The sequence below is a fragment of the Burkholderia cepacia genome, from assembly GCF_001039005.1.
GTDB classification, from domain to species: domain Bacteria; phylum Pseudomonadota; class Gammaproteobacteria; order Burkholderiales; family Burkholderiaceae; genus Burkholderia; species Burkholderia theae.
Map to the genome: position 1 here is coordinate 15,913 of NZ_LDWR01000041.1, position 23,196 is coordinate 39,108.

The window sequence follows — 23,196 nt, forward strand, 5'->3', positions numbered from 1 at the left end:
GCGTGCGACCTTGTGAGAGAAGCTGCGCCACGCTCCACGCCCAGCCGCATAGGACTGCCTCCCACTTGGCGAGCGGCTGTACTGCGATGTTCCGCGTCGCAACGCGCTGCTGATTCCGTTCACGTTCACAGGGGTCTCCGGTTATTTGCCGCGCAGTCGACGCCATTCCGCCGACATGGAATCGTCGAACGCGGCAAGGTCCAGCACGCAGAGACGATCGGTAAGCTGGTCGCGGAACGCGTGACGTTCCGCCTTGGTTGCGAGCGCGGCGCATGCGCGCGCAGCACGCTCGACAAACAAACGCATGCGCCCCGCTGCGCTCGCTTCCGCAAGAATCGGAGCGAGGTGATCGGGGAACGTGGCGATCAGTTCGGACAGCAAGCGCCCCGCTTCGGCGTGGGCACACTCGAATCGGGATGCAAGTGTCGTTACAGCGCACGCCAATTGCTGCTCAGGCGAGCAACAGAGGCCGATCTGTTCACGCTCGGGCCGGCAGCAGCCCATGCCGGGCTTAAACCGTTCCATGACGACGACGGCGACGTGCGGCGAGGTTGCGGGCGACATTCATCAAGCGCTGGAACAGGCGCTGGCCCTTGCGGCCGGTCGCGATGATCTTCTCGGCGTCTTGATCGTCGATGCGCTGATCCGCCAGCGCGCGTGTCACGTCGTCAGCAACGAGACCCACATGCGCCTGCAGGTGCAGCGCCGTCGAAACGAGACGCAGCGTGCCGGGTTCGCCGACATCGTCAGCGGCGTGGTCGTCGACGTGTTCGGCCACCAGACCGAATCGCGAGTTCAGTGCGTGCAGCGCGTCGAGTGCATACACCTCGCCCTCTGCCTTTTCCTGCATCCACTCGATCAGCAGCTCGAACATCTCCATCGACAAGCGACTGTCGCCGACACCACGCAGGCGCAGACGAAGCGATTCCGGCGTGATGTTCTTCCCACGCCGGATCGTGAGGTGATTCGCCGCATCGGCGACACCGCCGGGCGTGTTGCGAACGGACGTATAGAGCACGTCCAGCCATTCGGTACTGTCGTATCGGCAGGTCATATCGGAGCTTTGGGAATGTGCCGCTTTCATGCTGTCGCGGCGGAGGCGCATTGACTAAGATTCATCAAGCGGCTGTTGTGACGGAGATCGGCTCCTCGCGCGGGACGCTCTGGAGAGATGCTTCGGCCCTGACGAAGTAGTCGTGAAGTGCCTGCACGTTCGATACGCGCGGGTCGGTAACCCTGGAAAGAGCGATCTTGGTCAGCGTGTCGTACGGCACACCCGCGTCATGCGCGATGCGCCGCCATTTGCCCTTGTTCTTATGCAGTTGCTCGATGACGAACTCCAACCAAGAACTAACACGCTGACTCATATCATTCCCCAAATAGGTGCGGGATCGATTCTAAGTCTTATTTGGCTATTTTTCAATCCGCCAACAGCCGGCCGAAAGTAACGAATGTCTAGCCATATTTGGCAACATCAGGGGATGAACAAGACACCCGCCCGCGAAATCCTCGCGCTCAAGCTGAAGCAACTGATGGACGCTCACCCAACGCTCAACACGCAGGGGAGACTCGCTGCGCGCGCAGGACTGGCGCAGCGAACAGTCGGTCGCATGCGGAACAATGAAGCCGATCCGCAGCTCGGCCACGTAGAGGCCGTCGCTGACGCACTCGGCGTGTCTCTCGTCAGCTTGATTTCCGATGAACCAGCAAGTGGGAATGGACTTCAGTACGACACGACAGCCGTCGCGCAACTGTCCGGCGAGGACCGGAAAAAGATCGAGTCGTACATTGAATTCGTCTTGAGCGCGAGCGGCGCGGCCCGCACGGCGGGCCAGGAGACGGTGAATATTTCTGAAACAATGCCGGCGTCGAAGGCACAATCCGTATCGGTTCGACGGGCAGCTCAACGACCATTATCAGACAAAACGTTGAGCATCAATGAAGACCAAAGTCACGCCACCGAGGGAAAGCGCGGGCATCGCTAACCTGTCCGCCTTTCGTGCACGCAAGTTCCAGTCGACATCCAGCACGCCTCCAGAACCCCGCCGTGATCGGGAGGCCGTCACGCGCAACGCCCTACTGGGCGAACTCAATTCGCGCAACTCCCCCGTCATCGCATACGCCGCCGTGCTCATGTTGGAGAACGGCGACATCACCTTGTCAGCCGCAGGCATTGAACCGGAGTTCGCCCCGGCGATCCAGTCCGGCCTGACTCGAATCCATGACCGAATCGACGAGCACACCAGCCGTCGTCGCCGACGCAATCAGGCCGGGTTCGTACAAATTATCCCGCTCGTCTCGGCCGCGATTCTTGCGGCAACGTATATCAACGTCGTGCCGTGGATGGACGTTGCGCTTTCCGTTGCCGGCCAACTGTTGGCCGGCGTCGCCGTCATGCGACGCGATCGGACGCACGCACCGACCCGAGACAAATAAGACGAACGAGAGGCATCACCCGGGCGAACAATTCACCATGACAAGTCATATTAGGCTTGACCATATAAGCCATTAAAGACTAATCTCCGGGTTGCGCAATGTCGCGCAGACCCGGAGATCCACCATGCAAACAACCGATCAGCATGCGGAAGCCCGCCACGACTGGCTCCGCGACGAACAAACGCCCCGCATCACGCCGTCCGAACCTGCCCGCCAAAGCAACTTTGAAAAGTCGCCGATCTTCCGCTGGACAGTCGTCGCCGCCCTCCTGTTCGTCGCCGTGAACGTGTTCCAAGACGATCCGGTCGTCGTGCCTCCGACCGCGTACCACGTCACCGTCTAATCCGCCCCGACCTTGCCGGGGCGAGCGGCCCCGGCGTCATGGAGACCACCATGTCGCGAACCAAAGCCCGCACACTTCCCGTCGTCGACATCGAGCGTCGCGACACCCTGTCACTGCGCACCATCACGCGATACGACCGGAACGCGCGCCGTCCGTCGACCCCGATTCTGATCGGCAAATACGTTGTCGGTCGTCGCCCCTTGGCTGATTGCGTCCATACGCTGTATCTGATCCTCGACGGCGCAGAGATCGCCGGCACCCAGATCTCGATCCCGAGCGAAAGCGACTGCGTCAGCGCGGTCAAGCGCCTGCGAGAAGCAAGGCGCGCGGCGGGCATGGCAGCAACGAACGCGATCAACAAAGCGAAGAAGCCGGGCAAGACGCGCACGGCAGCACTGCAGGAGGCCGCGTAATGGACGACCGCACGCAACAGCTCGACCTGACCGCGCCGATCCCGACCGGGAACACGAAGGCTGCTGCTGCCGCTGCGGGCGCAACGTCGGCGGACCTGTGGATGGTCCCCTATGGTCAACTTCACTACGACCCGTCCGACAACATCCGACCAGTTGATCCCGAATGGGTGACGCACCTCACTGCCCTCATCATCGAAAACGGGTATGACAAGGGGTCGCCACTCCATTGCTACGCGCGCAAGGTCGATGGAAAAGATCTGCTTTACGTGTACAAGGGGCAACACCGCTACCTCGCGGCCGGCAACGCAATCGAAGCTGGTAAGGATATTGGCAAGATCCCCGTCGTCGTCCGCGATGCCAAGATGGTCAACCGCGCCGAAATGGTGATCGACGGCTATCTCAGCAACGATAGCAAGCGGTCGTCACCTCTTGATCTTGCGGCGGCCGTAGCAGAGCTACGCGACATCCACGGCATGACCCTCGCAGCCATCTGCAAGCGCTTGCATGTCACTGATCAAACCGTGCGTGACGTCGGCCTGCTTGAGCGCGCCCCGGTTGAACTGCACCAGCTCGTACGCGCAGGCCAATGCACCGGCACGCTTGCGATCGAACAGATCCGGCTCCACGGCGACAACAAGGCACTCGAACGCATCGTCGTCGGGATATCCAAAGCAGCGGAAGCCGGCAAATCGAAGGTGACGAAGAAGTATCTCGAAGCAGCGCCCCTGCTCAATGCGCTCCCGGACCAAGCATCTTCGGTCGAGCAGAAAACATCTGCAGCCGCCCCCACCGACGCCGAACCTCTCGCCACGTCGACGGCCGCGGAAGTCACGGTCGAGACGCAGACGCCGGCACAGCCAGCCACGCGCCAAAGCGCCCCCGCCAAGATCAACGACGCGCGCGCAAAGCAACTTTTTCAGGCACTGCAATCGGTCCTGCATGACCCCGCCTTCGACCAACTCTCGCCGGGCACGATCCATGCCGTACACGCGGGTTTGAACGGCATAGCCCACCTGTTCCTCGGCGGGGTTGGGCCGACACCGACTGATCATCCGATCCACACACCGAACAAGCACGGCGTTTTCGACGCCTGCGAGACGATCAAGTCCCCTGCCAGCAAGCGCACCCGCAAAAGCCCTGCTGCGATCCACCTCGCTCACGTTGAACATGGGGTGTGGATTCATTCGTTCACGCTGGCGGTCGGTTCCAGCGGTATGACCGGCCTGCCGTCACTGCTCAGCTTCACGGAGACGTACCCGACACGCGGGCAAGCAATCCGGGGCGCGGTGTCAGACATGACACGCGTCATGCAGTCGCCAAGCTACGCGAAAGCAAAGGAAGCACCGATCGTCAATGCGTGGCTCGACAAGTTGTATGCGATGCCTGATCCCGAATGGACGCCGGAGCTGGCAGCCAAGCTTGCGGCCGCGCAGGAGGCAGCCAAATGACCCCGCGCCCGGCCCTTTCTACCCCACGTCCGCTGCCGCGAAAGCGGGAAAGCGCGAAGAGCTGCACGGCTATCAAACTGGCGAGCGTCAACGGCACTTCGATGCAGTCGGACTGCGACGGGCTGACGCCCGCAAAAGCGTTCCAGAAGAACGAAGCCTTGGCGGATGCCCGCCAAGGCAGGCTCGCGCGACTCGACGTCCTTCGCGTTCAGATCCACGCGCTGATAGCCGAGATCTCGCACGCGGCCGACGTCGCGCTGCTGGACCTGATGGCCGATGAGATTGGTTCATTCTCTCGCCACAAGGCCGCGCAGGAAGTCCGCACCTGGGCCGCAACAGCCACGATCACATTGGAGACAGGTTTCATGCAGCTCGCCCGTGCAGCGCAACCTGTCGTCGAAGAACAAGGAGGTTTGAATTGAGCACTACGACTGAACGCCTGCTGCGGCTGCCGACCGTCCTCGGCATGGTCGGCCTCGGCAAGACCACGATTTACGACATGATGAAAGAAGGTAGCTTCCCGAAACCGCGACGCGTACGAAACCTGTCGCTCTGGGCTGAGACGGAAGTACAAGCATGGATTCGTTCCATCACATTGCGCGAAACGTCCACCGCCCAATAACATGTCTAAGTCTAGACCTGATCCCTCAGTCAGCATCTGATCAGGTCTGAAATGACTTGGATGTGACCTCATCAACGGCCGTGATCGACCCACAAGGGACGGTCTCTCTTCTACGAAGCAGACGTTCAAAAACCGAACATGGACCGCATCATCCGCACAATTGATGCGCGAGAAGGGGTTACTTCAATCCTCATGCGACGTAGGACGAATTTCTCCGAAATCGTATCGATGAACCTGTCCGAATAGCTCGACTTCGTTGCCGTCGATGACAATCCCTGCACCGTCGGGACATGCATAGAGGTCCGGAATTATAGAAGACAATCTCAACTGATCTCGGGTAACACTGTCAGAATTGAAGTGCGGCCAAAAGTGGAAATCGACAAGGCCAAGTCCTGCATTGTCGATTACCGAAAGACCTTCTAGACTCGTTGTTCCTTGCGGTGCATTGCCATGACCGACTCGCCCGTCCGCAGACTGAATCCATCCTTCCCAACGGGGGTGGGGCGTCCATCCCGTTGCTTACCCCTCTTCACACAGGCGCCGCTCCAGCGATAAGGTCATCCAGCAGACTGTCTATTGCCTCAATCCCAGGCATTAAGCCCTCAACCCGCCGATACTCTTCGGCAGGATTTATAGCCTGCCTCACCGCCCTTCTACTGGACGTGTGCGCCGCCTGTCCGCGCAATGACCCGAACGAATCAATCGCCGCGAGAAACGTCGGGTCCAACTGCGCTGGCCCAATTCCGAGTGGAAGCAACAGGGATAAGAGGTTCTTCTCCCGTACGCCATGGTTCTCAGTCCGGACGTAGTGGTGGAAGGAGGTGACCACCGGCGCAAAACGCTCGGAAACATCTATCAACATGGGCCATGCCTTTCTCTTGTTCTCCGAAGGAGCTTCCAGTGTGTCCGGCGGCGACGGCATTTCCTTTCCCGAGAACGCAAGGAGACAAAGCGCGATGCGAGATACGTGCGACCTTTCGTCCCAGGCTGCTCGAGCGCTGTTGGCTGCCTCCAGTGCACGATCCTCAAAGTAGGCCTCAATTTCAGCATGCGCTAGCACACGGTACGCGAGCGCGGTCATCGCGACCTTGTCTTCGTCCTCATAAACGCCAGTCTCGTCAAAAGGGTCCGGAAGGAGATGCCTCCGTAGCTCCGCGAGCTGCGCAACCAAGTGAGTCAGTCGCTCAGACGCCATCTCTGCCCCAAAGACCGTTAAACGTGATCCTTGGGCCACCGTGTGGCGCATCCGCATTAGCTTCTTGAGGAGCTTCGGGAAGCATGAATTCAAGCTCCAACAAGCGGCGCAGACTTTCTCCCCAAATACGCAGACGCGCTAAGGTATTTGGAACACCAGCGGTGTCACTTTCTGCTGCCTCCAAGAAATCAGGCCGCTCAATTACTTGGTTATAAGCAGCTATCACCTCGGCTGGGCTTTGCAGCATCGCATTGCGAATCCGTTCGTCCGCAGCATAAAAAACGAGGGCGTCAAATACAGCCCGGTTAAACGACTTGGAGCCCGTCTTACGAGCAACGTTTTCGGGCCCGAATAATCTCATCAGTGAGCGTGTTGCAGCTTCAAACTGATTGACAGCCTGCTGGATTAGCGGTTGCTCGGCCTCCCATCGATCATTCAGTTTTGCACAAGTTTGATCGAGAAAATCCTTCATACGTCCTCCGTAGGCGGGGAGGTAATAGTGGAAGGCCAAGAATCGAACCAAGAGCTCTACGTCCCGCATACGAGGATCGGGCGCCTCTTTGCCGAGGAGTTCCCGGAGAGCCTCGGAGTCGCCCGCGGCATCGTCCACGTAATCCGAAAACTCACCTGGGAACATCGCTTGACGCAACTCTTGCGGGGACAGCTTCACGCTACCCGTATTCAACCGCAAGAACACGAGGTGCAAAAAATCGTAGCTCGGCCAGTTCCTGATTACAACAGTGCGAATGGTGTAGTTAAGCAAGGCGTTCAAATCATCTTCGAACGCAGGGTCCGTGCTTAAAGTCTGATACGACTTGCGAGCCAAATCCCCCCTCGCCTCCAGACCCGACAAGCGAAACGCATTGTTCTGCCCATTCGCATTCCCAGTAAACTGCAGTAGCGTCAGGAGTCGCTGCTTACCATCTAGAACAATGTAGCGACCGCGCTGTCCCCGCTTCTCAGCCAGAACAATTTGTGGGACAGGCAGGCCGAGAATAAGGGACTCGACGAACAGACTCTTTCGCCGCGTCGTCCATGCATCCCGACGCTGGAAGCGGGGATTCATCTCAATGTTGCCTCGCGTGAGTTGCGAAACAATGGTCTCTACTGTCCAGTCCGCCGAATGCAGAACGGCCTGGGAGAACTCACTCGCCTGCTCGGCGTCAAGTTCCGTATCCGGTTCATCAATAAATTCGAGTCCGTTCTCTGCCATGATAGGGTCCAGTAATAGCCACAACAGTCAGGACCCCAATACTGCCAGATTCGAGCGACTTCTTGCATGGGCATCATGCGGTATCAAAGTTCCAAGCGGTCGATCTTCATGATGGCAATCGCCAATGCATACGGAGGCAGGTTCCCGCAGCACCAGTCCCGTGCTCCGCGTGGCCAAGGATGGAATGCCGCGCCGCGTCAGCTACGCCAGAAGCGCGTAGCATGTCGGCCATACGGTGCCACAACGAGGGAAAGGTCAGCCGTGAGTCCGATTTGTGCAGGCGCCTATTTTGCATTCGAAGCCCAGCGCACAACGCAAGGCCGGGGCTCGTCGATTGTTGACGATTCAGATGCTCGCGTCGAGTGACTGTTTGTGGCCGAACGCGGCCGGCCGCCGCCCCGTGACGCGCGACCGGCGCAGATCGACCCATCGGAGTCGTACGGTCGCTAATATTCACCGCCGCAAAGCGGACATTGGGGCGGTACGCCGGAACCCCCTTCTCGCTCGCGCTGGCGCGCGGCGTCGAGGATCGGCTGCTGGATCACGCTTTCCTGCGAAGCACGAAGCAGCCCGAGGTCCTCTGCGTCCTTCTTCTCGATCGCCGCGAGCAACTGGGCACCAAGTGCCTGCACATCCGCGCAGGCTTCTTGCGCGTCGCGCAGTGCCTGCGGGAAGCGATAGAACGGTCGCGGTACGTCGATGTCCCTCATCAGGCTGCCGACATCGAGGCCCGCAGCCGCGGCGACCGAGCACCGGTGCGACTTGCCCGCAGTTCTTTGCTGCAGGGTCTGGCAGAACTGGGCTTCGACTCCGACGAACCCATCAATGGAGGTGACGCGGTTGACGGGGTTGCGGCGCTGTCCACGGACGTGAACGAGCGAATCCTCGTCGCCCCGGCAGCGGAAGCGCGAGCCTGCCGCCCCTGATCGTCGTAGCGGCAGTCTTCCAATTCTCAAATGAACCAGCCCGCGTGCATGACTCTGTCGAGCCGCGGGCTTTTCTTCTGGCGCGCGATGGCACGTGGGGCGGCGAGCAATTGGGCGCGCCTGAAGTGCCTCGAGTCCAGGCTGATTTGAGCCTAGGGGTGTTTGACCGGCGGCCACTTGCCACCGTTGCAGGTAGCGCAGCCAGCAGCGAATATGGCAATGAGGACGATAAACAGAAAGCCCCCGCCTTTGGCCGCGAAGCTCTTCTCTGTCAGGCCGATCTCCTCGCAAACACGATAGGCCTCGAGCGCGAATTCTTCTTTCGACGATGCCGACTGCTTGAAAAGATTCAGAGCGTGCTGAATCTGAGGCCCCGATTGTCCAACAATGTCCTTGAGGATCTCGCAGTCGGCGATCAACTTCGAGAAATCTAACTCCTGAGGCGCATGGGCGATGTCAACGAAGACCCCACGAGGCGAAAACCTGAGGTTGGGAGTTTGATGCCCTGCCGGCAAGAACTTCAAAAAATGCTGAAAGCTGCGATCAGCGCCCTCAAGCAGAGGGGCGGAGTGCAACATTTCGATCAGTTCTTCAGCGTCCATGGCTCGACTCCTTTTGGTACCTGCCCTGACTAGAGCAGGAGACCTCTAGTCTCCGCCTCTACCTCAACGCTTGGCATGAGTCACCACCCTACTTTGGCGAGGGTACACATCCTACTGATGCGGTAGGTCAAATCATCAGATATGGCTTAACCCGGATTACCGTTCCACTCCACCTCGAGCCAGGCCCATACAGCCCTTAAATGGGGCACCCGAAACCGGACCTTCGTAAGGGTCCGATTTTGGCCGGTAGCTGTCGCCCGCCATCAGCAACAACCGGCCGGATGGCGACGAATCCAGTCGAACGGCTCAACGTCCATGGTCGCGCTCTGGCCAGTCGTTCCAGCACATGAAAAAGGGGGTATTAGAGGGGGTATCAAACGCCAAAATAGAGAATCAATTCTTTATTAATCAGAATCTTATGGTCATAAATGTTAATGCAACTTCCACATCACAATATGTCTGATCACTTCGTTCGCTCCAGTTCGTCTTGGTGCCGCGATTTTCCTAGAATTCTTGCCGGTCGGGCGTCCTGATGCCCTTCCACCGTTCGCTTGCGTTCACCGGGAATCATGTCCCGCCGGGGAAAAAGCGGGTATCGGAGCGGGCATCGTTTCAAGCCGCCGAAGACGATACCCGCCTTTTCACCGTGCCGCTCACCGACGTCAAGATCCAGCAAGCGAAGGCAGGCGACTAGCCTACCAAACTTACCGATGCCAATGGGCTGTATCTGTTGGTGAATCCGTCCGGCTCCAAGCTCTGGCGATACAAGTACAGCATTGCCGGGAAGGAGAACCGCTTCGCGATCGGTGGATATCCCACCATCAGCCTTCAAGACGCACGCGCGGAACGCGACGATGCCCGTGAACTCGTCAAGAAGGGGCTGCACCCGTCTCACGCGCGGCAGGACGTGCTGTCCGCGCACATCAACGAAGGCAAAGCAACTTTCCGCGCCGTCAGCGACGAGTGGCTGCGAAGAAGCGGAAGACGTGATTAGTCATCACGCACGATCATTGGGAATTGGGAGCATCTTCACCGAATTCACCTTTACGTCTCTGATGCCCCTCAAAACCCGGATTCCTATCGACACAAAGTCAATATTTCACGATCCAGCAATTCCGCTCAAAACAAGCTTTCACTCTTGCCACCCCCTTTCTTCCAACCTATGCTGAATAGCAGATCAGCATTTCATTGGAATAAAAATATCAATCAAATCATTAACAAAAAAATAATTATTCCAAGTTTTTTAAATTTTCTCACCATCACTAATGGGAATGATCCAAAAACCTATCGCCCACTCGACGAAGCCTGACGAGAGGATGATTGCTATCGTCAGACATCGTTAGTCGAGCTCGCACAAAATACATGTCGGATTGGGGTCAGGCTCGCCAGGTCGTGATTGAGCCAATACGCGGGATCCGCGAAATCACACGAAAGGAATCGAAAATGAAGAAGACCTTCGCATCACTCGCTATTTTGGGGACTCTCGCATTGCCCTCTCTGGCCGACGCGGCAACTTGCCAAAACCCAACCGGCTCGTGGCGCAATGAGTTGAACTCAACGATGAATATCACGTCCGTCGCGCCAACTGGCGCCATTACTGGAACATATATCTCACCGTCGGGAACGACCGGGCAGACCTTTCCACTTTCCGGCTGGTTTTATGCAGCGCCGCCTGCAAACAACGGGCTTGATCAAGTCACGCTGGTTACATTTTCCGTGAATTGGAACAATGGTTCTGCCAACTACAACAGCATTACGACGTGGTCAGGACTTTGCCAGGTGACGAACGGCACACCGACGATCACGGCGCTTTACTACTACTCAAACGCCTTCGCCCAGTATTCGTGGAAGCATGTCAATACGGGGCAAAACGTCTTCACCCCACTTGTCTCGCAGTAGTGGGGCTGCACCCCACACTCCCACGTCGGACTCACGTATCAACATCACGAGTCGAAACGACTGGGCCCCACCGCCGAAGGATCGGCGTGGGGCGCAGATTGTGTCGCACAAGCAAAAAGCCCCGGGGGCTTTCGTACTCAGGGCTTCGATATTCATTTCGTTAGGGCGAACGCTCTCCCAACAGATCCCGACTGACAGTTATCGTTGTTGGTCGCGGCGCCCCCGCGATTCAGTACACCTGTCGGGCGAAGGTTGCGACACGAGTACCCGCCCTTTCATCGTGCCGCCTATCGACGTCCGGATCCGGCAAGCGAAGGCAGGCGACAAGCCTGCCAAGCTTTCCGATGCCAATGCGCTGTATCTCGACGTCCAGTCGGCGACGAGCCGAAACGTCAGTCGTGCCTTGCCGACCAGTACCTTCGCGATACCAATCAGTCCACCCGTGACGATCCGCTCCGGAATTGTCTTTTCGTGGCCTTGCATCCGCCCCATAAAAAAGCCGCCCGAGCCAGTTCGGACTGGCATCCAGAATACTCAACAGAAGTCACATTCCGTTCAATTTATTGATCAATCAAAATCCAAAACAATCCCTCTCAAAGAAAACGAAATCACGATATTCAAGAGACAAAACCCACCTTAACCAGCGGTTTACTTTCATACAATCAAGACCTACCATCGAAACTCCAATGCGATCCATATAGGGTTTTTCACAATCCGAATTTATCGATCACCTTGGTTCTAGCTATCCAATATGGCACATTATTTACATTGACCACACCGGAGGAAATAATGGCTCGTATCGTTTGGGGCACCATCGACAAAAACGGAAACATTCTCAACGGCAGCGGGGACTTCACCGTCGAGAACATCAGCTCCGGCAGATATTCGATCTCCTTCAGCCCCGGATTCTCGGCACTCCCCGGACTTGTCGGATCTCAAAACAACTACAACGACTCATCACAGGCCAGTTCTGACGCCGTAGCCTTCCCGTTCGTCAACAAGAATTCCTGCCAGGCCAATACCGGCAATAACTCAGGCAGCCTTCAAAACAGAAGCTTCGCATTCATCGCGATTGGCAACTAGCAATTCATCAATCATGCCGCACCGGCCCTTGCCGAGGATCCGCTTCGAACCGGCTGGCGAATCCGTCGTAAAGATCGAGCAAGGGCCGGAGCACACGGGCGAAAACATTGAACGCGTTATCGATGATGCTCGGAACGGCTTCTTGAGAAATTGCTAGCGGAAAGGCGGGCGAATCGTCTGCCCGGTACTACTCCGACGTCAGACCAACAAGTTGGTCTTCTTGCCCGGCTTCTTCCCGCGTCCGATCTTCACCTTCCTGTTGCTCCCTCTGTTCAACGTAACGACCGTGAGCCACCCTCGCGACGCGAACGTGTGTTCGACCGACTCGATCGGACACTCATCATCTAGCCCCGTCTTGAACACCTTCAGCGCGGTCGTCTTTTCGGCCGACATATCGGCTCGGCGGCGCATCATGAGGCGGCTCGACGACTCAGGCGGCCGTCGACCCTGGGTTCGGTTATCGGAATCACACTTCGAAACCGGCACGGCGCTCGTCTTGGGTTGAATCGCAGGAACACGGCTTGCACGACAACCTCCTACACAATCGCGACGATTCGTTTCCTGTCCGGCATCAATTGCCCGAATGAAACGTCCTTGCCAATCATTTCATCGCTTGATAAGCGAATTTCATTATCCGCCCTCATTAAATCGCACATTTTACCGACTCGACGAGTAATAATTGCGCGACGATATCAATCGAATATCATAAAATCTCGAAAACGTTATTGACTTCGACTTTCCCGTAAATTTAGAATCCCCTACGACGGCTTACGTTTCGTTTTCTCCCGCCGCACACGAGTCGCCGTTCGTCCACGCGAAGGCCATCCGCATTGGCTTTCCCCGTGCCGCGCCGCAGGGCGACGTCCTCTGTTATTTCAGTTTTCGGCATTTATCGGTCATTCGTTTATTTGCCGCTCAATTCGCTTGCCGCAGAAGCATCAATACCTGATTAACGCCCGGCATTCACCCGCATGCCCGCGACAAAAGACGAAACGGACAGAAGATCCGTTCACTCGACCATTCCGATAAAAATCGCCAGTCATCAGGAGGGACATCAACATGCATCGCCTTGCGAAGTCGCTGTGTCTCGGGTTCGTCTGTGCCGCCCTGCTCGCGGCCTGCAACGACGACGACGTCCAATCGAGCGGCACGCCGTCGAACAACGCAGCGCTGTCGTTCCGCATGGACACCGGAGGCCAGATCAACGCGTTCTACCGGCAGGACAAGGTGGCCGCGCATCTGCTGGCGCGCTCGTCGACGAAACCGCGCCTGCTCGTGGTCTTCCCCGCCGGCAACAGCGGCACGGGGCTGTGGTTCGACGACACCGTGCAGCCGGTGAACTGGAGCCTCGACACGCCGCCGTCCGCGCTGTCGGCGCCCGACACGCACGGCCGCCCGCTGTACGGCATCGGCGCCGACGTGTCGGTGGACACCAGCACGCTGACGGTCCGCCAGGGCGTGCTCAGCAACGTGCGCTTCCTGCGCGACTTCAACGGCGGCGCAACGATTCCGCAGCAGATCGTCACGGCGCCGACGATCCAGGGCAACGCCGCGCAATGGCAACGCGACCGGATCGACGGCGCGCCCGGTTATGCGCTGCGCATCACGCTGCGCGACGGCGGCAGCATCGCGCCGGCAGCGGGCGGCAAGCTCGTGCTGAGCGCACCGACGGGCTCGCGCACGCTGCGGCTGCATGTCGATGCGCTGTCGGGCGAGACGCCGTTGTCGCCGATCACGCGCGCCGACCTGCTCGCACCGTCCGTGAACCCCGATCCGGTGAGCCAGAACGTGCTCGAATTCCTGAGCTTCAACGACAAGCTGCTGGCCGGCTCGTGGCAATACGACACGTACTTCGGCCGCGACACGCTGATCTCGGTCCGCATGCTGATGCCCGTGCTCGCACCCGCGGCGATCGAGGCCGGCTTGTCGTCGGTGCTGAGCCGCCTGTCGGTCGACGGCAAGGTCGCGCACGAGGAAGGCATCGGCGAATTCGCGCTGGTCGACAACCAGAAGAACGGGCGGCCGAACGATCCGACGCCGACCTACGACTACAAGATGATCGACAGCGACTACCTGCTCGCGCCGATCGCGGCCGCGTGGCTGATCGACGATACGCGCGGCCAGGCGCGCGCGGCCGCTTATCTGGCGCAGCGCGGCAGCGACGGCCAGACCAACGGCGCCCGCCTGGTCGTCAACCTGCTGCACGTCGCGACGACCGCGCAGCCGTTCGCGCAGCAACCGTCGGTCGCGAACCTGATCCACCTGCGGCCCGGCGAGATCGTCGGCAACTGGCGCGACAGCACCGACGGGCTCGGCGGCGGCGTGTACCCGTACGACGTAAACGCGGTGCTCGTGCCGGCCGCGCTGCGCGCGGCAAGCGCGTTCCTCACGCGCGGCCTGCTCGATCCCTACCTCGATGCCGGGCAGCGTGCGACGCTCGCCAACACGGCGAACCAGGCCGCCACGTGGGAAACGCAGGCGCCGCCGCTGTTCCAGGTCAGCGTGCCGGCCGCGCAGGCGGCCACCGACGTGTCGGCCTATGCGCCGTCCGCCGGCGTGCCGGCCGGCACCGCACCCGGGGCACCGCTGTCGTTCTACGCGCTGTCGCTCGATCAGCAGGGCAATCCGGTTCCGGTGATGAATTCCGACGGCGGCTTCGCGCTGCTGTTCGGCACGCCGCCGGACGACCAGCTCCAGCGGATCGTCACCGACGTCACGCGACCGTTCCCGGCCGGGCTCGTGACCGACGCGGGGATGCTGATCGCGAACCCGGCGTATGCGAACCCGTCGCTGTGGGCGAAGTTCACGAGCTCCGCGTATCACGGCACGGTGATTTGGTCGTGGCAGCAGGCGATGTGGGTGGCCGGGCTCGATCGCCAGCTCGCGCGCCAGGACCTGTCGGCCACGACCCGCGCGTTGCTCGCGCAGGCACGGCAAACGATCTGGCAGGTGATCTCGAACGGACGCGACATGCGCACGTCGGAGATGTGGACGTGGTCCTATGTGAACGGGCAGTACCAGACCGATGCGTTCGGCACGCGCAGCGCGGACGCCACCGAAGCCAACGCGGCGCAGCTCTGGAGTACGACGTATCTCGCGATCCGCGATCCGCAGCAGCGCGCGGGCAAGTACTGGTGGCAGGCGTCGCAGCGCATGCAGGATGTGCGGCCGAAAAACGCGGCGGCGGCCGTCGCGTCGCGATAGCGCATCGCGCGCGGAAAACGCAAAAGCCCCGGGCCGCCTCGGCCCTGGGCTTGGGTGCGTACGACACCGCTCAACGCATCCGCACGACCACCTTGCCGAACGCGCCGCGTTCGAGATGGTCGAGCGCGGCCGGTAGCGCGTCGAACCCATACTCGCGCTCGACCACCGGCTTCAGCTTCAGCCAGTCCACCGCGCGCACGAGATCCTCGAGCGCGCGCCGGTGTGCGACGCCGATCCCCTGCACGGTCGCACGCCCCGTCAGCAACGGATACACGGACGTCGTCAGCGCGTCGCCGCCCAGATTGCCGATCACCGACACGCGGCCGCCCTGCACGAGCGACGACAGCGAACGCCCGAAATTGTCCGCGCCCGCGAGTTCCAGCACGTGATCGGCGCCACGCCCGCCGGTCAGCGCGCGCACTTCGGCGGCCCAGTCCGGCGTGCGCGTGCGGTTGATCCCGTCGTGCGCGCCGAGCCGCTTCGCGCGTTCGAGCTTCTCGTCGCTGCCCGACACGACGATCACGCGCGCACCCTGCGCATGGGCGATCTGCACGGCGAACAATGCCACGCCGCCCGTACCGATCACGACCACCGTATCGCCCGGCCGTGTCGTCGATGCGTCGGCCAATGCATACCACGCGGTCAACCCTGCGCAGGTGAGCGTGCTGGCCTGCGCGGCGTCGAGCGTGCGCGGCGCGGCCACCAGCGAATCGGCGCCGAGCACCACGTACTCGGACAGCATCCCCGGCCCCGGCACGCCGAGCGGCACGCTGCCGCGCGGCTGGAGGCCGTCCTGCCAGCCGGTGAAGAACGTGCTGATCACCGCGTCGCCCGGCGCGAAGTCCGTCACGTCGGCCCCCGTCGCGACAACCTCGCCGCGCATGTCCGAACCGGGCACCAGCGGGAACGGCACGGCCATCCCCATCCCGTCGCGCAACACCAGCAGGTCGCGATAGTTCAGCGCGACGGCCTCCACGCGCACCAGCACGTCGCGCGGGCCCGGCGTCGGAACCGGTACGGCCGCGAGTTGCAGGTGTTGACGGCCAAAAGCCGGCGATTGCCAGCGATGCATGAGTGACGACATGGCGACTCCGATAACGAAAACAGAGGAGTTGGCAGGATAATGATTCCCACAACCGCCATGTGGCGCTAATTTATCGACCTATAGTAGACAGGATGGAACCAATCTCGCACGACAGGCTGGCCGGTATCAGCGCGTTCGTCGCGGCCGTCGACGCCGGCAGCTTCGCGCAGGCGGCCGCCCGGCTCGGACAGACACGCTCGGCGGTCGGCAAGGCGATCGGCCGGCTCGAAGCGCGGCTCGGGACGCGGCTGTTCGTGCGAACCACCCGCAGTCTCGCGCTGACCGACGACGGCCACGCGTTCTACGAGCAATGCGCGCGGGCGCTGGAGGCGCTCGATGCCGCGCAGCACATGCTCGAAGCCGGCCGCGGCGAGGCAACCGGGCGGATTCGCGTGAGCGCGCCCGTCGTGTTCGGCCGCCACCACGTGACGCCGCTGCTGTTCGATCTGGCGGAGCAGCATCCGCAACTGCAGGTCGAAGGGCATTTCACCGATCGCGTGGTCGATTTTGCGGATGAAGGCGTCGATCTCGCCATTCGCAGCGGCGCGCTGCCCGACAGCGATACGCTGATCGCCCGCCCGCTCGGCGTGCAATCGATGGCGGTCTGTGCGTCGCCCGCGTACCTGAGCACGCGGGGCACGCCGCGCGATACGGACGAACTCGCCGCTCATCGCTGCATCGTCTACCTGCGCGGCGGCCGCGCGAATCCGTGGACGCTGGTAGGGCCGGACGGCCGCATCGTGCAGCCCGCGCTGCACTACCGGCTCGGCTTCGACGATATCGACAGCCTGATCGCGGCCGCCATGCGCGGCGCGGGGCTCGTTCACCTGCCCGAATGGCTCGTGCGCGATGCGTTGCGCACGGGGGCGCTGGTGCGCGTGCTGGAACACGTGTCGTCGGCCGGCACGCCGATGCATGTGGTGTGGCCCGCGACGCGGTTCCTGCCGCACAAGCTGAGAGTGGCGATCGATGCGGTGCTTGCGGCGATTCCGCCGCTGCTCGCCTCGTAGGCAGCCGATTTCGACGGGCCGTGCACGGCCCGTCCCGACCGCTCATGCGTCACCGCGTTACCGCGACACGACCCGGTTCCGCCCTTCCCGCTTCGCCTGGTACAGCCGTTCGTCGACCACGCGCAGCAACGAGTCGACCGTGCTGCCGTCGACCCCGTATTGCGCGACGCCGACGCTGACCGTCACCTGCACGCGTTTGAAATCGAGCCCGAACGGCGAACTCGCGATCGACGAGCGCACGCGCTCGGCCGTCATGCGCGCACCTTCGAGCGGCATCTCCGGCAGCAGCGCCATGAACTCCTCGCCACCGACCCGCGCGAGCCCGCCCGCCGGCCGGATCGCCTCGAGGCACTGGCGTACGACGCCGCGCAGCACCTCGTCGCCGATCTGGTGCCCGTACGCATCGTTGATGTTCTTGAAATTGTCGAGATCGAGCGCGAGCAGGCAAAACGGCGTGCCGTCGCGCTCGGCGCGCACCATCTCGCGTTCGACCTGCGCGATGAACTGCCGGCGGTTCGATGCGCCCGTCATCGGATCGGTCGCGGCCATGTACTCGAGCTTCTGGTTCGTGCGCCGCAGTTCCTGCAGCGCGCTCTCGGTACGCGCCATCGATTCCGACAGCCGGCTCATCAGGTCTTCCTGGCTGTAGATCGCCGAGAACGAGCGGGTCGTCTGCAACGCCTGCACGACGCCGTAGCTGAGCAGGAAGAACCCGCCCGCGAAAATCGCATGCGCGAGCCACCACATGTGATTCCACGGTTTGCCGAGAATGAACGCGAGCGACGACAGCGCGAACGCCATGATCGACACGCCGTAGATCACCATCAGCGGCGAGCGGATCCGCCGCGCGAGCAGCACACCGACGTTCAGCAGCGAGAACACGAGCGCGCCCCCTTCCATCGACAGGCGCGTGCCCAGCGCGCCCGCGACCGGCGAATACGCGATGTACGCGACGGCCACGTTGACGATCACGAAGAACACGATCCACGGCAGCCACGTCCGCGCGCTGGTGCGCTTGTCGAAGCGATCGGGCGGACGCGAATACGACATCAGGCCCGTGAGCAGCAGGATCGACATCACGAGCCGCGACGCGGGCCCGTACAGCAGGAACAGCCAGATATTGTGATGCGCCATCCCGGTGAAGGCACCGTGCAGCGCATAGATCATCGCGAAGCCGAGAAAGCCGAGCGTAAGCCAGCGCAGCAGCGGCTCGCCGGACGACCGGTAGCACACCCACGTCACGTAGGTGACGAAACCGCCCTCGAGGGTCGCGGCCGCAATCGCGATTTCATGGAAAATGTGGCTCTCGAACACGACGTGCGGGTCGCTGAAGAACCACAGATAGGCGATCAGATACGCAGGCAGCAACGCGAATCCGACCAGCAGGCATTTCGCGTAGAGCCTCGCGGCCGCGCTGACGACGCGCGGCGGTTCCCCGGCTGCATAGGTCGTACTCATTCGGTCCCCGGTCGGTCTGCTGCGTTGGTTCGAACCTTCGCGGCACGGATCGCGCAATGCACGATCCGGCCCATCGTGCCGAAAGGCAAATGTCAGAGCAAGTATAGGTGGGGCAATTTGTTTGACAAGTAAGGGGAAACGGCATTGCCGGGCGCATGCCTTTTGCTTCCCGGTCGTTCCGAATGGCAGCCTTGCCGCGCCGATTCGCGTCGCGGCCGCCTGCTTCGCCGAAACGAAGCCGCGGCCGCCACCGGTCAAAAATCAGAGGATTTCGAACAGGCCGGCCGCACCCTGCCCGCCGCCGATGCACATCGTGACGACCACGTACTTCACGCCGCGCCGCTTGCCTTCGATCAGCGCATGGCCCGTCAGGCGCGCGCCCGACACGCCGTACGGATGGCCGACCGCGATCGCGCCGCCGTTCACGTTCAGGCGATCCTCAGGAATCCCGAGCGTATCGCGGCAGTACAGCACCTGCACCGCAAACGCCTCGTTCAGTTCCCACAAGCCGATGTCGTCGACCTTCAGCCCCGCCTGCTTCAGCAGCTTGGGCACCGCGAACACGGGGCCAATGCCCATCTCGTCCGGCTCGCAGCCGGCCACCGCGAAGCCGCGGAACACGCCCAGCGGCTGCAGCCCTTCGCGCTGCGCGACCTCGGCGTTCATCACGACGCAGGCCGACGCGCCGTCCGAGAACTGGCTCGCATTGCCGGCGGTGATCACGCCGCCCGGCACGGCCGAACGGATCTTCGACACGCCTTCGAGCGTCGTGTCCGGGCGGATGCCTTCGTCGGCCGAGACCGTCACTTCCTTCGTGAACAGGCGGCCCGTCGCCTTGTCGGCGATACCCGCGAGCACGGTGATCGGCACGATCTCGTCGCGAAAGAGACCGGCTTCCTGGGCGGCCGCGGCCCGCAACTGCGACTGCACGCCGTACTCGTCCTGCCGTTCCTTCGCGATCCCGTAGCGCTTCGCGACGTTCTCGGCCGTCTGCAGCATGTTCCAGTAGATCTCGGGCTTGTGCTCGACGAGCCAGCCTTCCTGGATCATGTGCCGGTTCATCTCGTTCTGCACGCACGAGATCGATTCGACGCCGCCCGCGACATACACGTCGCCTTCGCCCGCGATGATCCGCTGCGCGGCGAGCGCGATGGTCTGCAGCCCCGACGAGCAGAAACGGTTCACCGTCATCCCCGGCACGGTGACGGGCAGCCCCGCGCGCAGCGCGATCTGCCGCGCGATGTTGGCGCCGGTCGCGCCTTCGGGGTTCGCGCAGCCCATGATCACGTCCTCGACGCGCGCGGGATCGAGCTTCGCGCGTTCGAGCGCGGCCGCGACCACGTGGCCGCCGAGCGTCGCGCCGTGCGTCATGTTGAATGCGCCGCGCCAGGATTTCGCCAGCGGCGTGCGTGCGGTCGATACGATTACGGCTTCGGTCATGCGAGTCTCCTTCGGTCCTGCTTCATGTCCTGAATCGGATGGGGAATGCGCTACGCCGCCGGGCGCGCGCCCGCGGACGTCGCATGCGCGACGCCCGCTGCCTGCATCTGCTGCCATGCGTGCGCGAGCGACCCGTTCAGGTCGATGGCGCGGCACGCATCGTTGATCACCGCGGCTTCGAAACCGGCCGCGCGCGCATCGAGCGCCGACCACGCGACGCAATAGTCGGTCGCGAGCCCGCAGCACCACACGCGCTTCGCACCGAGTTCGCGCAGATAGCCCGCGAGCCCCGTGCGTGTCGTGCGGTCGGCCTCGACGAATGCGGAATAACTGTCGACCTGCGCGTCGCCGCCCTTGCGGATCACGAGCCGCGCCTGCGGGATGTCGAGGTCACGATGCAGCGCCGCGCCGTCGGTGTCCCGCACGCAGTGCACGGGCCACAGCACCTGCTCGCCGTACGGCAGCGCGAGCGTGGAGAACGGTTCGCGGCCCGGATGGTTCGCCGCGAACGACACGTGGTCGCGCGGGTGCCAGTCCTGCGTCAGCACGACCTGGTCGAAGCGTCGCGCGAGCGCGTTGATCACCGGCACGACCGCGTCGCCGTCCGGCACCGCGAGCGCGCCGCCCGGCATGAAGTCGTATTGCACGTCGATCACGAGCAACACGTCGTCGGTGCGTTTCATTGCGTTTCTCCTTGCAGCGCCGCCATGCGGCGTCGTCAGCCGTTGAACCCGCGGCCGGCCTTCGCAAGCTCGGCGATCGACGGCGCGAGCTGCCACGCGTCGCCGTTCGGCGCGGCCGCGTAGCGGCGAATCGCGCGCTCGACGTTGTACAGGCCGACCACGTCCGCGTACAGCATCGGGCCGCCGCGCCACAACGGGAAGCCGTAGCCGGTCAGATAGACCATGTCGATGTCGGACGCCTTCGATGCGATCTTCTCTTCGAGGATCTTCGCGCCTTCGTTGACGAGCGCGAACACCAGCCGCTCGACGATCTCGTCGTCGCCGATCTTGCGCCGCTCGACGCCGCGCTCCTTCGAATACGCGACGACCATCTCGTCGACGAGCGACGACGGCTTCGCCTTGCGCTCGCCCGGCACGTAGTCGTACCAGCCGGCGCCCGTCTTCTGGCCGAAGCGGCCCTGCTCGCACAGGCGGTCGGCGATCTTCGAATACTGCAGATCGGGCTTCTCGACGTAGCGGCGCTTGCGGATCGCCCAGCCGATATCGTTGCCGGCGAGGTCGCTCATCCGGAACGGCCCCATCGCGAAACCGAACTTCTCGATCGCGCGATCGACCTGCGCGGGCAGCGCGCCTTCCTCGAGCATGAACAGCGCCTGGCGGATGTACTGCTCGATCATCCGGTTGCCGATGAAGCCGTCGCACACGCCCGACACGACCGCCGTCTTGCGGATCTTCTTCGCCACCGCCATCACGGTCGCGAGCACGTCCTTCGCGGTCTGCGCGCCGCGTACGACCTCGAGCAGCTTCATCACGTTCGCCGGGCTGAAGAAGTGCATGCCGACAACGTCCTGCGGACGCTTCGTGAACGCCGCGATCTTGTCGACGTCGAGCGTCGACGTGTTGGACGCGAGGATCGCGCCTGGCTTCGCGACTTCGTCGAGTTTGCGGAACACCTGTTCCTTCACGCCGAGTTCCTCGAACACGGCCTCGACGATCAGGTCCGCCTCCTTCAGGTCGTCGTAGGACAGCGTCGGCGTGATCAGCGCCATGCGCGCGTCGAGCTTCTCCTGCGTGAGCTTGCCCTTCTTCACCTGCGCGTCGTAGTTCTTGCGGATCGTCGCGACGCCGCGCTCGAGCGCTTCCTGTTTCGTCTCGAGCAGCGTGACGGGCAGGCCCGCGTTGACGAAGTTCATCGCGATCCCGCCGCCCATCGTGCCCGCCCCGATCACGCCGACACGGCGGATCTCGCGCAGCGGCGTATCGGCCGGCACGTCGGGAATCTTGCTCGCCGCGCGCTCGCCGAAGAACGCATGGCGCAGCGCGCGGCTTTCCGGCGTCATCATCAGCGCGACAAAACCCTCGCGCTCGGCGATGCTGCCCATGTCGAAGCCATTCAGCACGCCGGCCTCGATCGCATCGATGCACTTGTGCGGCGCGGGGAAATTCGGCGCGGCGGCCTGCGCGGAATTGCGCGCGAACTGGATGAAGCCCGCGGCGTTCGCGTGGACGATCTTGCGATCGCGCACGCGCGGATGCGGCCCCTTCTGCGCGCCGACCTTGCGCGCGAACGCGACGGCCGCGTCGAGCAGGTCGCCGTCGGCCATGTCGTCGAACAGCCCGCTCTTCGCCAGCTGTTCCGACGGTACGGGCGCGCCCGACACGATCATGTTCAGCGCGGTTTCGAGCCCCACCGCGCGCGGCAGGCGCTGCGTGCCGCCCGCGCCCGGCAGCAGGCCGAGCTTCACTTCGGGCAGCGCGACCTGCGCGCCGGGCGCCGCAACGCGATAGTGCGCACCGAGCGCGAGCTCGAGGCCGCCGCCCATCACGACGCTGTGCAGCGCCGCGACAACGGGCTTCGCGCTCGCCTCCACCGCGCGGATCACGGTGTGCAGCGTCGGCTCCTGCAGCGCCTTCGGCGTGCTGAATTCGGTGATGTCGGCACCGCCCGAGAACGCGCGGCCCGCGCCCGTCAGCACGATCGCCGTGACCGACGGATCCTGCGCGGCGCGCTCGAGCGCGTCCATGATGCCGAGCCGGGTCGACAGGCCGAGCCCGTTGACGGGCGGATTGTTGAGCGTAAGGACGGCCACGCCGTCGCGAGTCGAGTAATCCACTGCCATCTGCCTGCCTCCATGCA

24 protein-coding genes and 1 pseudogene are annotated in these 23,196 nt (G+C 62.3%); 12 read left to right on the plus strand and 13 right to left on the minus strand.

Features of this window, described 5'->3' with window-relative positions:
- Positions 1-141: 141 nt before the first annotated feature.
- The 3 genes from VL15_RS21825 to VL15_RS21835 all read right to left on the minus strand — a co-directional run bounded on the left by VL15_RS21825 (position 142) and on the right by VL15_RS21835 (position 1,367).
- On the minus strand, positions 142-525 hold the full coding sequence (locus tag VL15_RS21825; protein WP_048248437.1) for a hypothetical protein: 384 nt from the start codon (positions 523-525) through the stop codon (positions 142-144).
- A complete protein-coding gene (locus VL15_RS21830) occupies positions 512-1,054 on the minus strand; it encodes a hypothetical protein (protein WP_196319616.1) in 543 nt (180 codons plus the stop codon). The genes VL15_RS21825 and VL15_RS21830 overlap by 14 nt, the downstream gene beginning before the upstream one ends.
- A gap of 64 nt (positions 1,055-1,118) precedes the next feature.
- Complete coding sequence (locus VL15_RS21835) at positions 1,119-1,367, minus strand: hypothetical protein (RefSeq protein ID WP_048248439.1); 249 nt, start codon at positions 1,365-1,367, stop codon at positions 1,119-1,121.
- A gap of 84 nt (positions 1,368-1,451) precedes the next feature.
- Here VL15_RS21835 and VL15_RS21840 point away from each other — a divergent pair, with 84 nt between their 5' ends.
- The 7 genes from VL15_RS21840 to VL15_RS21870 all read left to right on the plus strand — a co-directional run bounded on the left by VL15_RS21840 (position 1,452) and on the right by VL15_RS21870 (position 5,262).
- On the plus strand, positions 1,452-1,985 hold the full coding sequence (locus VL15_RS21840; protein ID WP_230684502.1) for a helix-turn-helix domain-containing protein: 534 nt from the start codon (positions 1,452-1,454) through the stop codon (positions 1,983-1,985).
- A complete protein-coding gene (locus tag VL15_RS21845) occupies positions 1,939-2,436 on the plus strand; it encodes a hypothetical protein (protein ID WP_048248443.1) in 498 nt (165 codons plus the stop codon). Before VL15_RS21840 ends, VL15_RS21845 begins: the two co-directional genes overlap by 47 nt.
- A gap of 124 nt (positions 2,437-2,560) precedes the next feature.
- Positions 2,561-2,779 (plus strand): hypothetical protein, encoded by a 219-nt coding sequence (locus VL15_RS21850; protein WP_048248445.1) that lies wholly within the window; start codon positions 2,561-2,563, stop codon positions 2,777-2,779.
- 50 nt (positions 2,780-2,829) lie between these two features.
- On the plus strand, positions 2,830-3,192 hold the full coding sequence (locus VL15_RS21855; RefSeq protein WP_048248447.1) for a hypothetical protein: 363 nt from the start codon (positions 2,830-2,832) through the stop codon (positions 3,190-3,192).
- On the plus strand, positions 3,192-4,640 hold the full coding sequence (locus VL15_RS21860) for a ParB/RepB/Spo0J family partition protein (protein WP_048248449.1): 1,449 nt from the start codon (positions 3,192-3,194) through the stop codon (positions 4,638-4,640). Before VL15_RS21855 ends, VL15_RS21860 begins: the two co-directional genes overlap by 1 nt.
- Entirely contained in the window at positions 4,637-5,062 is a 426-nt protein-coding gene (locus tag VL15_RS21865) for a hypothetical protein (RefSeq protein ID WP_230684503.1), read from the plus strand. The genes VL15_RS21860 and VL15_RS21865 overlap by 4 nt, the downstream gene beginning before the upstream one ends.
- Entirely contained in the window at positions 5,059-5,262 is a 204-nt protein-coding gene (locus VL15_RS21870) for a helix-turn-helix transcriptional regulator (protein ID WP_048248451.1), read from the plus strand. Before VL15_RS21865 ends, VL15_RS21870 begins: the two co-directional genes overlap by 4 nt.
- 529 nt (positions 5,263-5,791) lie before the next feature.
- On the opposite strand, the gene VL15_RS21875 is transcribed toward VL15_RS21870, so the two are convergent.
- The 4 genes from VL15_RS21875 to VL15_RS21890 form a co-directional block, all read right to left on the minus strand.
- Positions 5,792-6,433: a hypothetical protein gene (locus VL15_RS21875; RefSeq protein WP_155420272.1), complete on the minus strand. Its 642-nt coding sequence runs from the start codon at positions 6,431-6,433 to the stop codon at positions 5,792-5,794.
- 13 nt (positions 6,434-6,446) lie between these two features.
- A complete protein-coding gene (locus tag VL15_RS21880; protein WP_053077691.1) occupies positions 6,447-7,670 on the minus strand; it encodes a DUF262 domain-containing protein in 1,224 nt (407 codons plus the stop codon).
- A 446-nt stretch (positions 7,671-8,116) separates the two neighbouring features.
- Entirely contained in the window at positions 8,117-8,380 is a 264-nt protein-coding gene (locus VL15_RS42090) for a hypothetical protein (RefSeq protein WP_155420273.1), read from the minus strand.
- 368 nt (positions 8,381-8,748) lie between these two features.
- A complete protein-coding gene (locus VL15_RS21890; protein ID WP_048248456.1) occupies positions 8,749-9,198 on the minus strand; it encodes a hypothetical protein in 450 nt (149 codons plus the stop codon).
- A 712-nt stretch (positions 9,199-9,910) separates the two neighbouring features.
- Here VL15_RS21890 and VL15_RS21895 point away from each other — a divergent pair.
- From VL15_RS21895 to VL15_RS21900, 3 genes and pseudogenes are all read left to right on the plus strand, one after another.
- A pseudogene (locus VL15_RS21895) lies at positions 9,911-10,192 on the plus strand (Arm DNA-binding domain-containing protein); the annotation flags it as partial.
- Between the two features lie 449 nt (positions 10,193-10,641).
- Positions 10,642-11,097: an avidin/streptavidin family protein gene (locus VL15_RS40405; RefSeq protein WP_080970909.1), complete on the plus strand. Its 456-nt coding sequence runs from the start codon at positions 10,642-10,644 to the stop codon at positions 11,095-11,097.
- Between the two features lie 789 nt (positions 11,098-11,886).
- The gene (locus VL15_RS21900; RefSeq protein ID WP_048248460.1) at positions 11,887-12,180 is read left to right on the plus strand and encodes a hypothetical protein; all 294 of its coding nucleotides are present in this window, start codon (positions 11,887-11,889) and stop codon (positions 12,178-12,180) included.
- A 198-nt stretch (positions 12,181-12,378) separates the two neighbouring features.
- Here VL15_RS21900 and VL15_RS21905 read toward each other — a convergent pair whose 3' ends face one another.
- Entirely contained in the window at positions 12,379-12,594 is a 216-nt protein-coding gene (locus VL15_RS21905) for a hypothetical protein (protein ID WP_048248462.1), read from the minus strand.
- A 645-nt stretch (positions 12,595-13,239) separates the two neighbouring features.
- Here VL15_RS21905 and VL15_RS21910 point away from each other — a divergent pair.
- On the plus strand, positions 13,240-15,384 hold the full coding sequence (locus tag VL15_RS21910) for a hypothetical protein (protein ID WP_048248464.1): 2,145 nt from the start codon (positions 13,240-13,242) through the stop codon (positions 15,382-15,384).
- Positions 15,385-15,454: 70 nt separating this feature from the next.
- Here the strand turns inward: VL15_RS21910 and VL15_RS21915 are convergent, their stop codons facing one another.
- On the minus strand, positions 15,455-16,468 hold the full coding sequence (locus VL15_RS21915) for a zinc-dependent alcohol dehydrogenase family protein (RefSeq protein ID WP_196319612.1): 1,014 nt from the start codon (positions 16,466-16,468) through the stop codon (positions 15,455-15,457).
- Between the two features lie 92 nt (positions 16,469-16,560).
- Here VL15_RS21915 and VL15_RS21920 point away from each other — a divergent pair, with 92 nt between their 5' ends.
- The gene (locus VL15_RS21920) at positions 16,561-17,478 is read left to right on the plus strand and encodes a LysR family transcriptional regulator (RefSeq protein WP_048248466.1); all 918 of its coding nucleotides are present in this window, start codon (positions 16,561-16,563) and stop codon (positions 17,476-17,478) included.
- A 57-nt stretch (positions 17,479-17,535) separates the two neighbouring features.
- Here VL15_RS21920 and VL15_RS21925 read toward each other — a convergent pair whose 3' ends face one another.
- From VL15_RS21925 to VL15_RS21940, 4 genes are all read right to left on the minus strand, one after another.
- Positions 17,536-18,936 (minus strand): GGDEF domain-containing protein, encoded by a 1,401-nt coding sequence (locus tag VL15_RS21925; RefSeq protein WP_048248467.1) that lies wholly within the window; start codon positions 18,934-18,936, stop codon positions 17,536-17,538.
- 261 nt (positions 18,937-19,197) lie between these two features.
- Positions 19,198-20,376: an acetyl-CoA C-acyltransferase gene (locus VL15_RS21930; protein WP_048248469.1), complete on the minus strand. Its 1,179-nt coding sequence runs from the start codon at positions 20,374-20,376 to the stop codon at positions 19,198-19,200.
- A gap of 50 nt (positions 20,377-20,426) precedes the next feature.
- Positions 20,427-21,059, minus strand: coding sequence for a bifunctional nicotinamidase/pyrazinamidase (gene pncA / locus VL15_RS21935; RefSeq protein ID WP_048248471.1), 633 nt, complete (start codon positions 21,057-21,059; stop codon positions 20,427-20,429).
- Positions 21,060-21,094: 35 nt separating this feature from the next.
- Positions 21,095-23,179: a 3-hydroxyacyl-CoA dehydrogenase NAD-binding domain-containing protein gene (locus tag VL15_RS21940; protein WP_048248472.1), complete on the minus strand. Its 2,085-nt coding sequence runs from the start codon at positions 23,177-23,179 to the stop codon at positions 21,095-21,097.
- Positions 23,180-23,196: the final 17 nt, after the last annotated feature.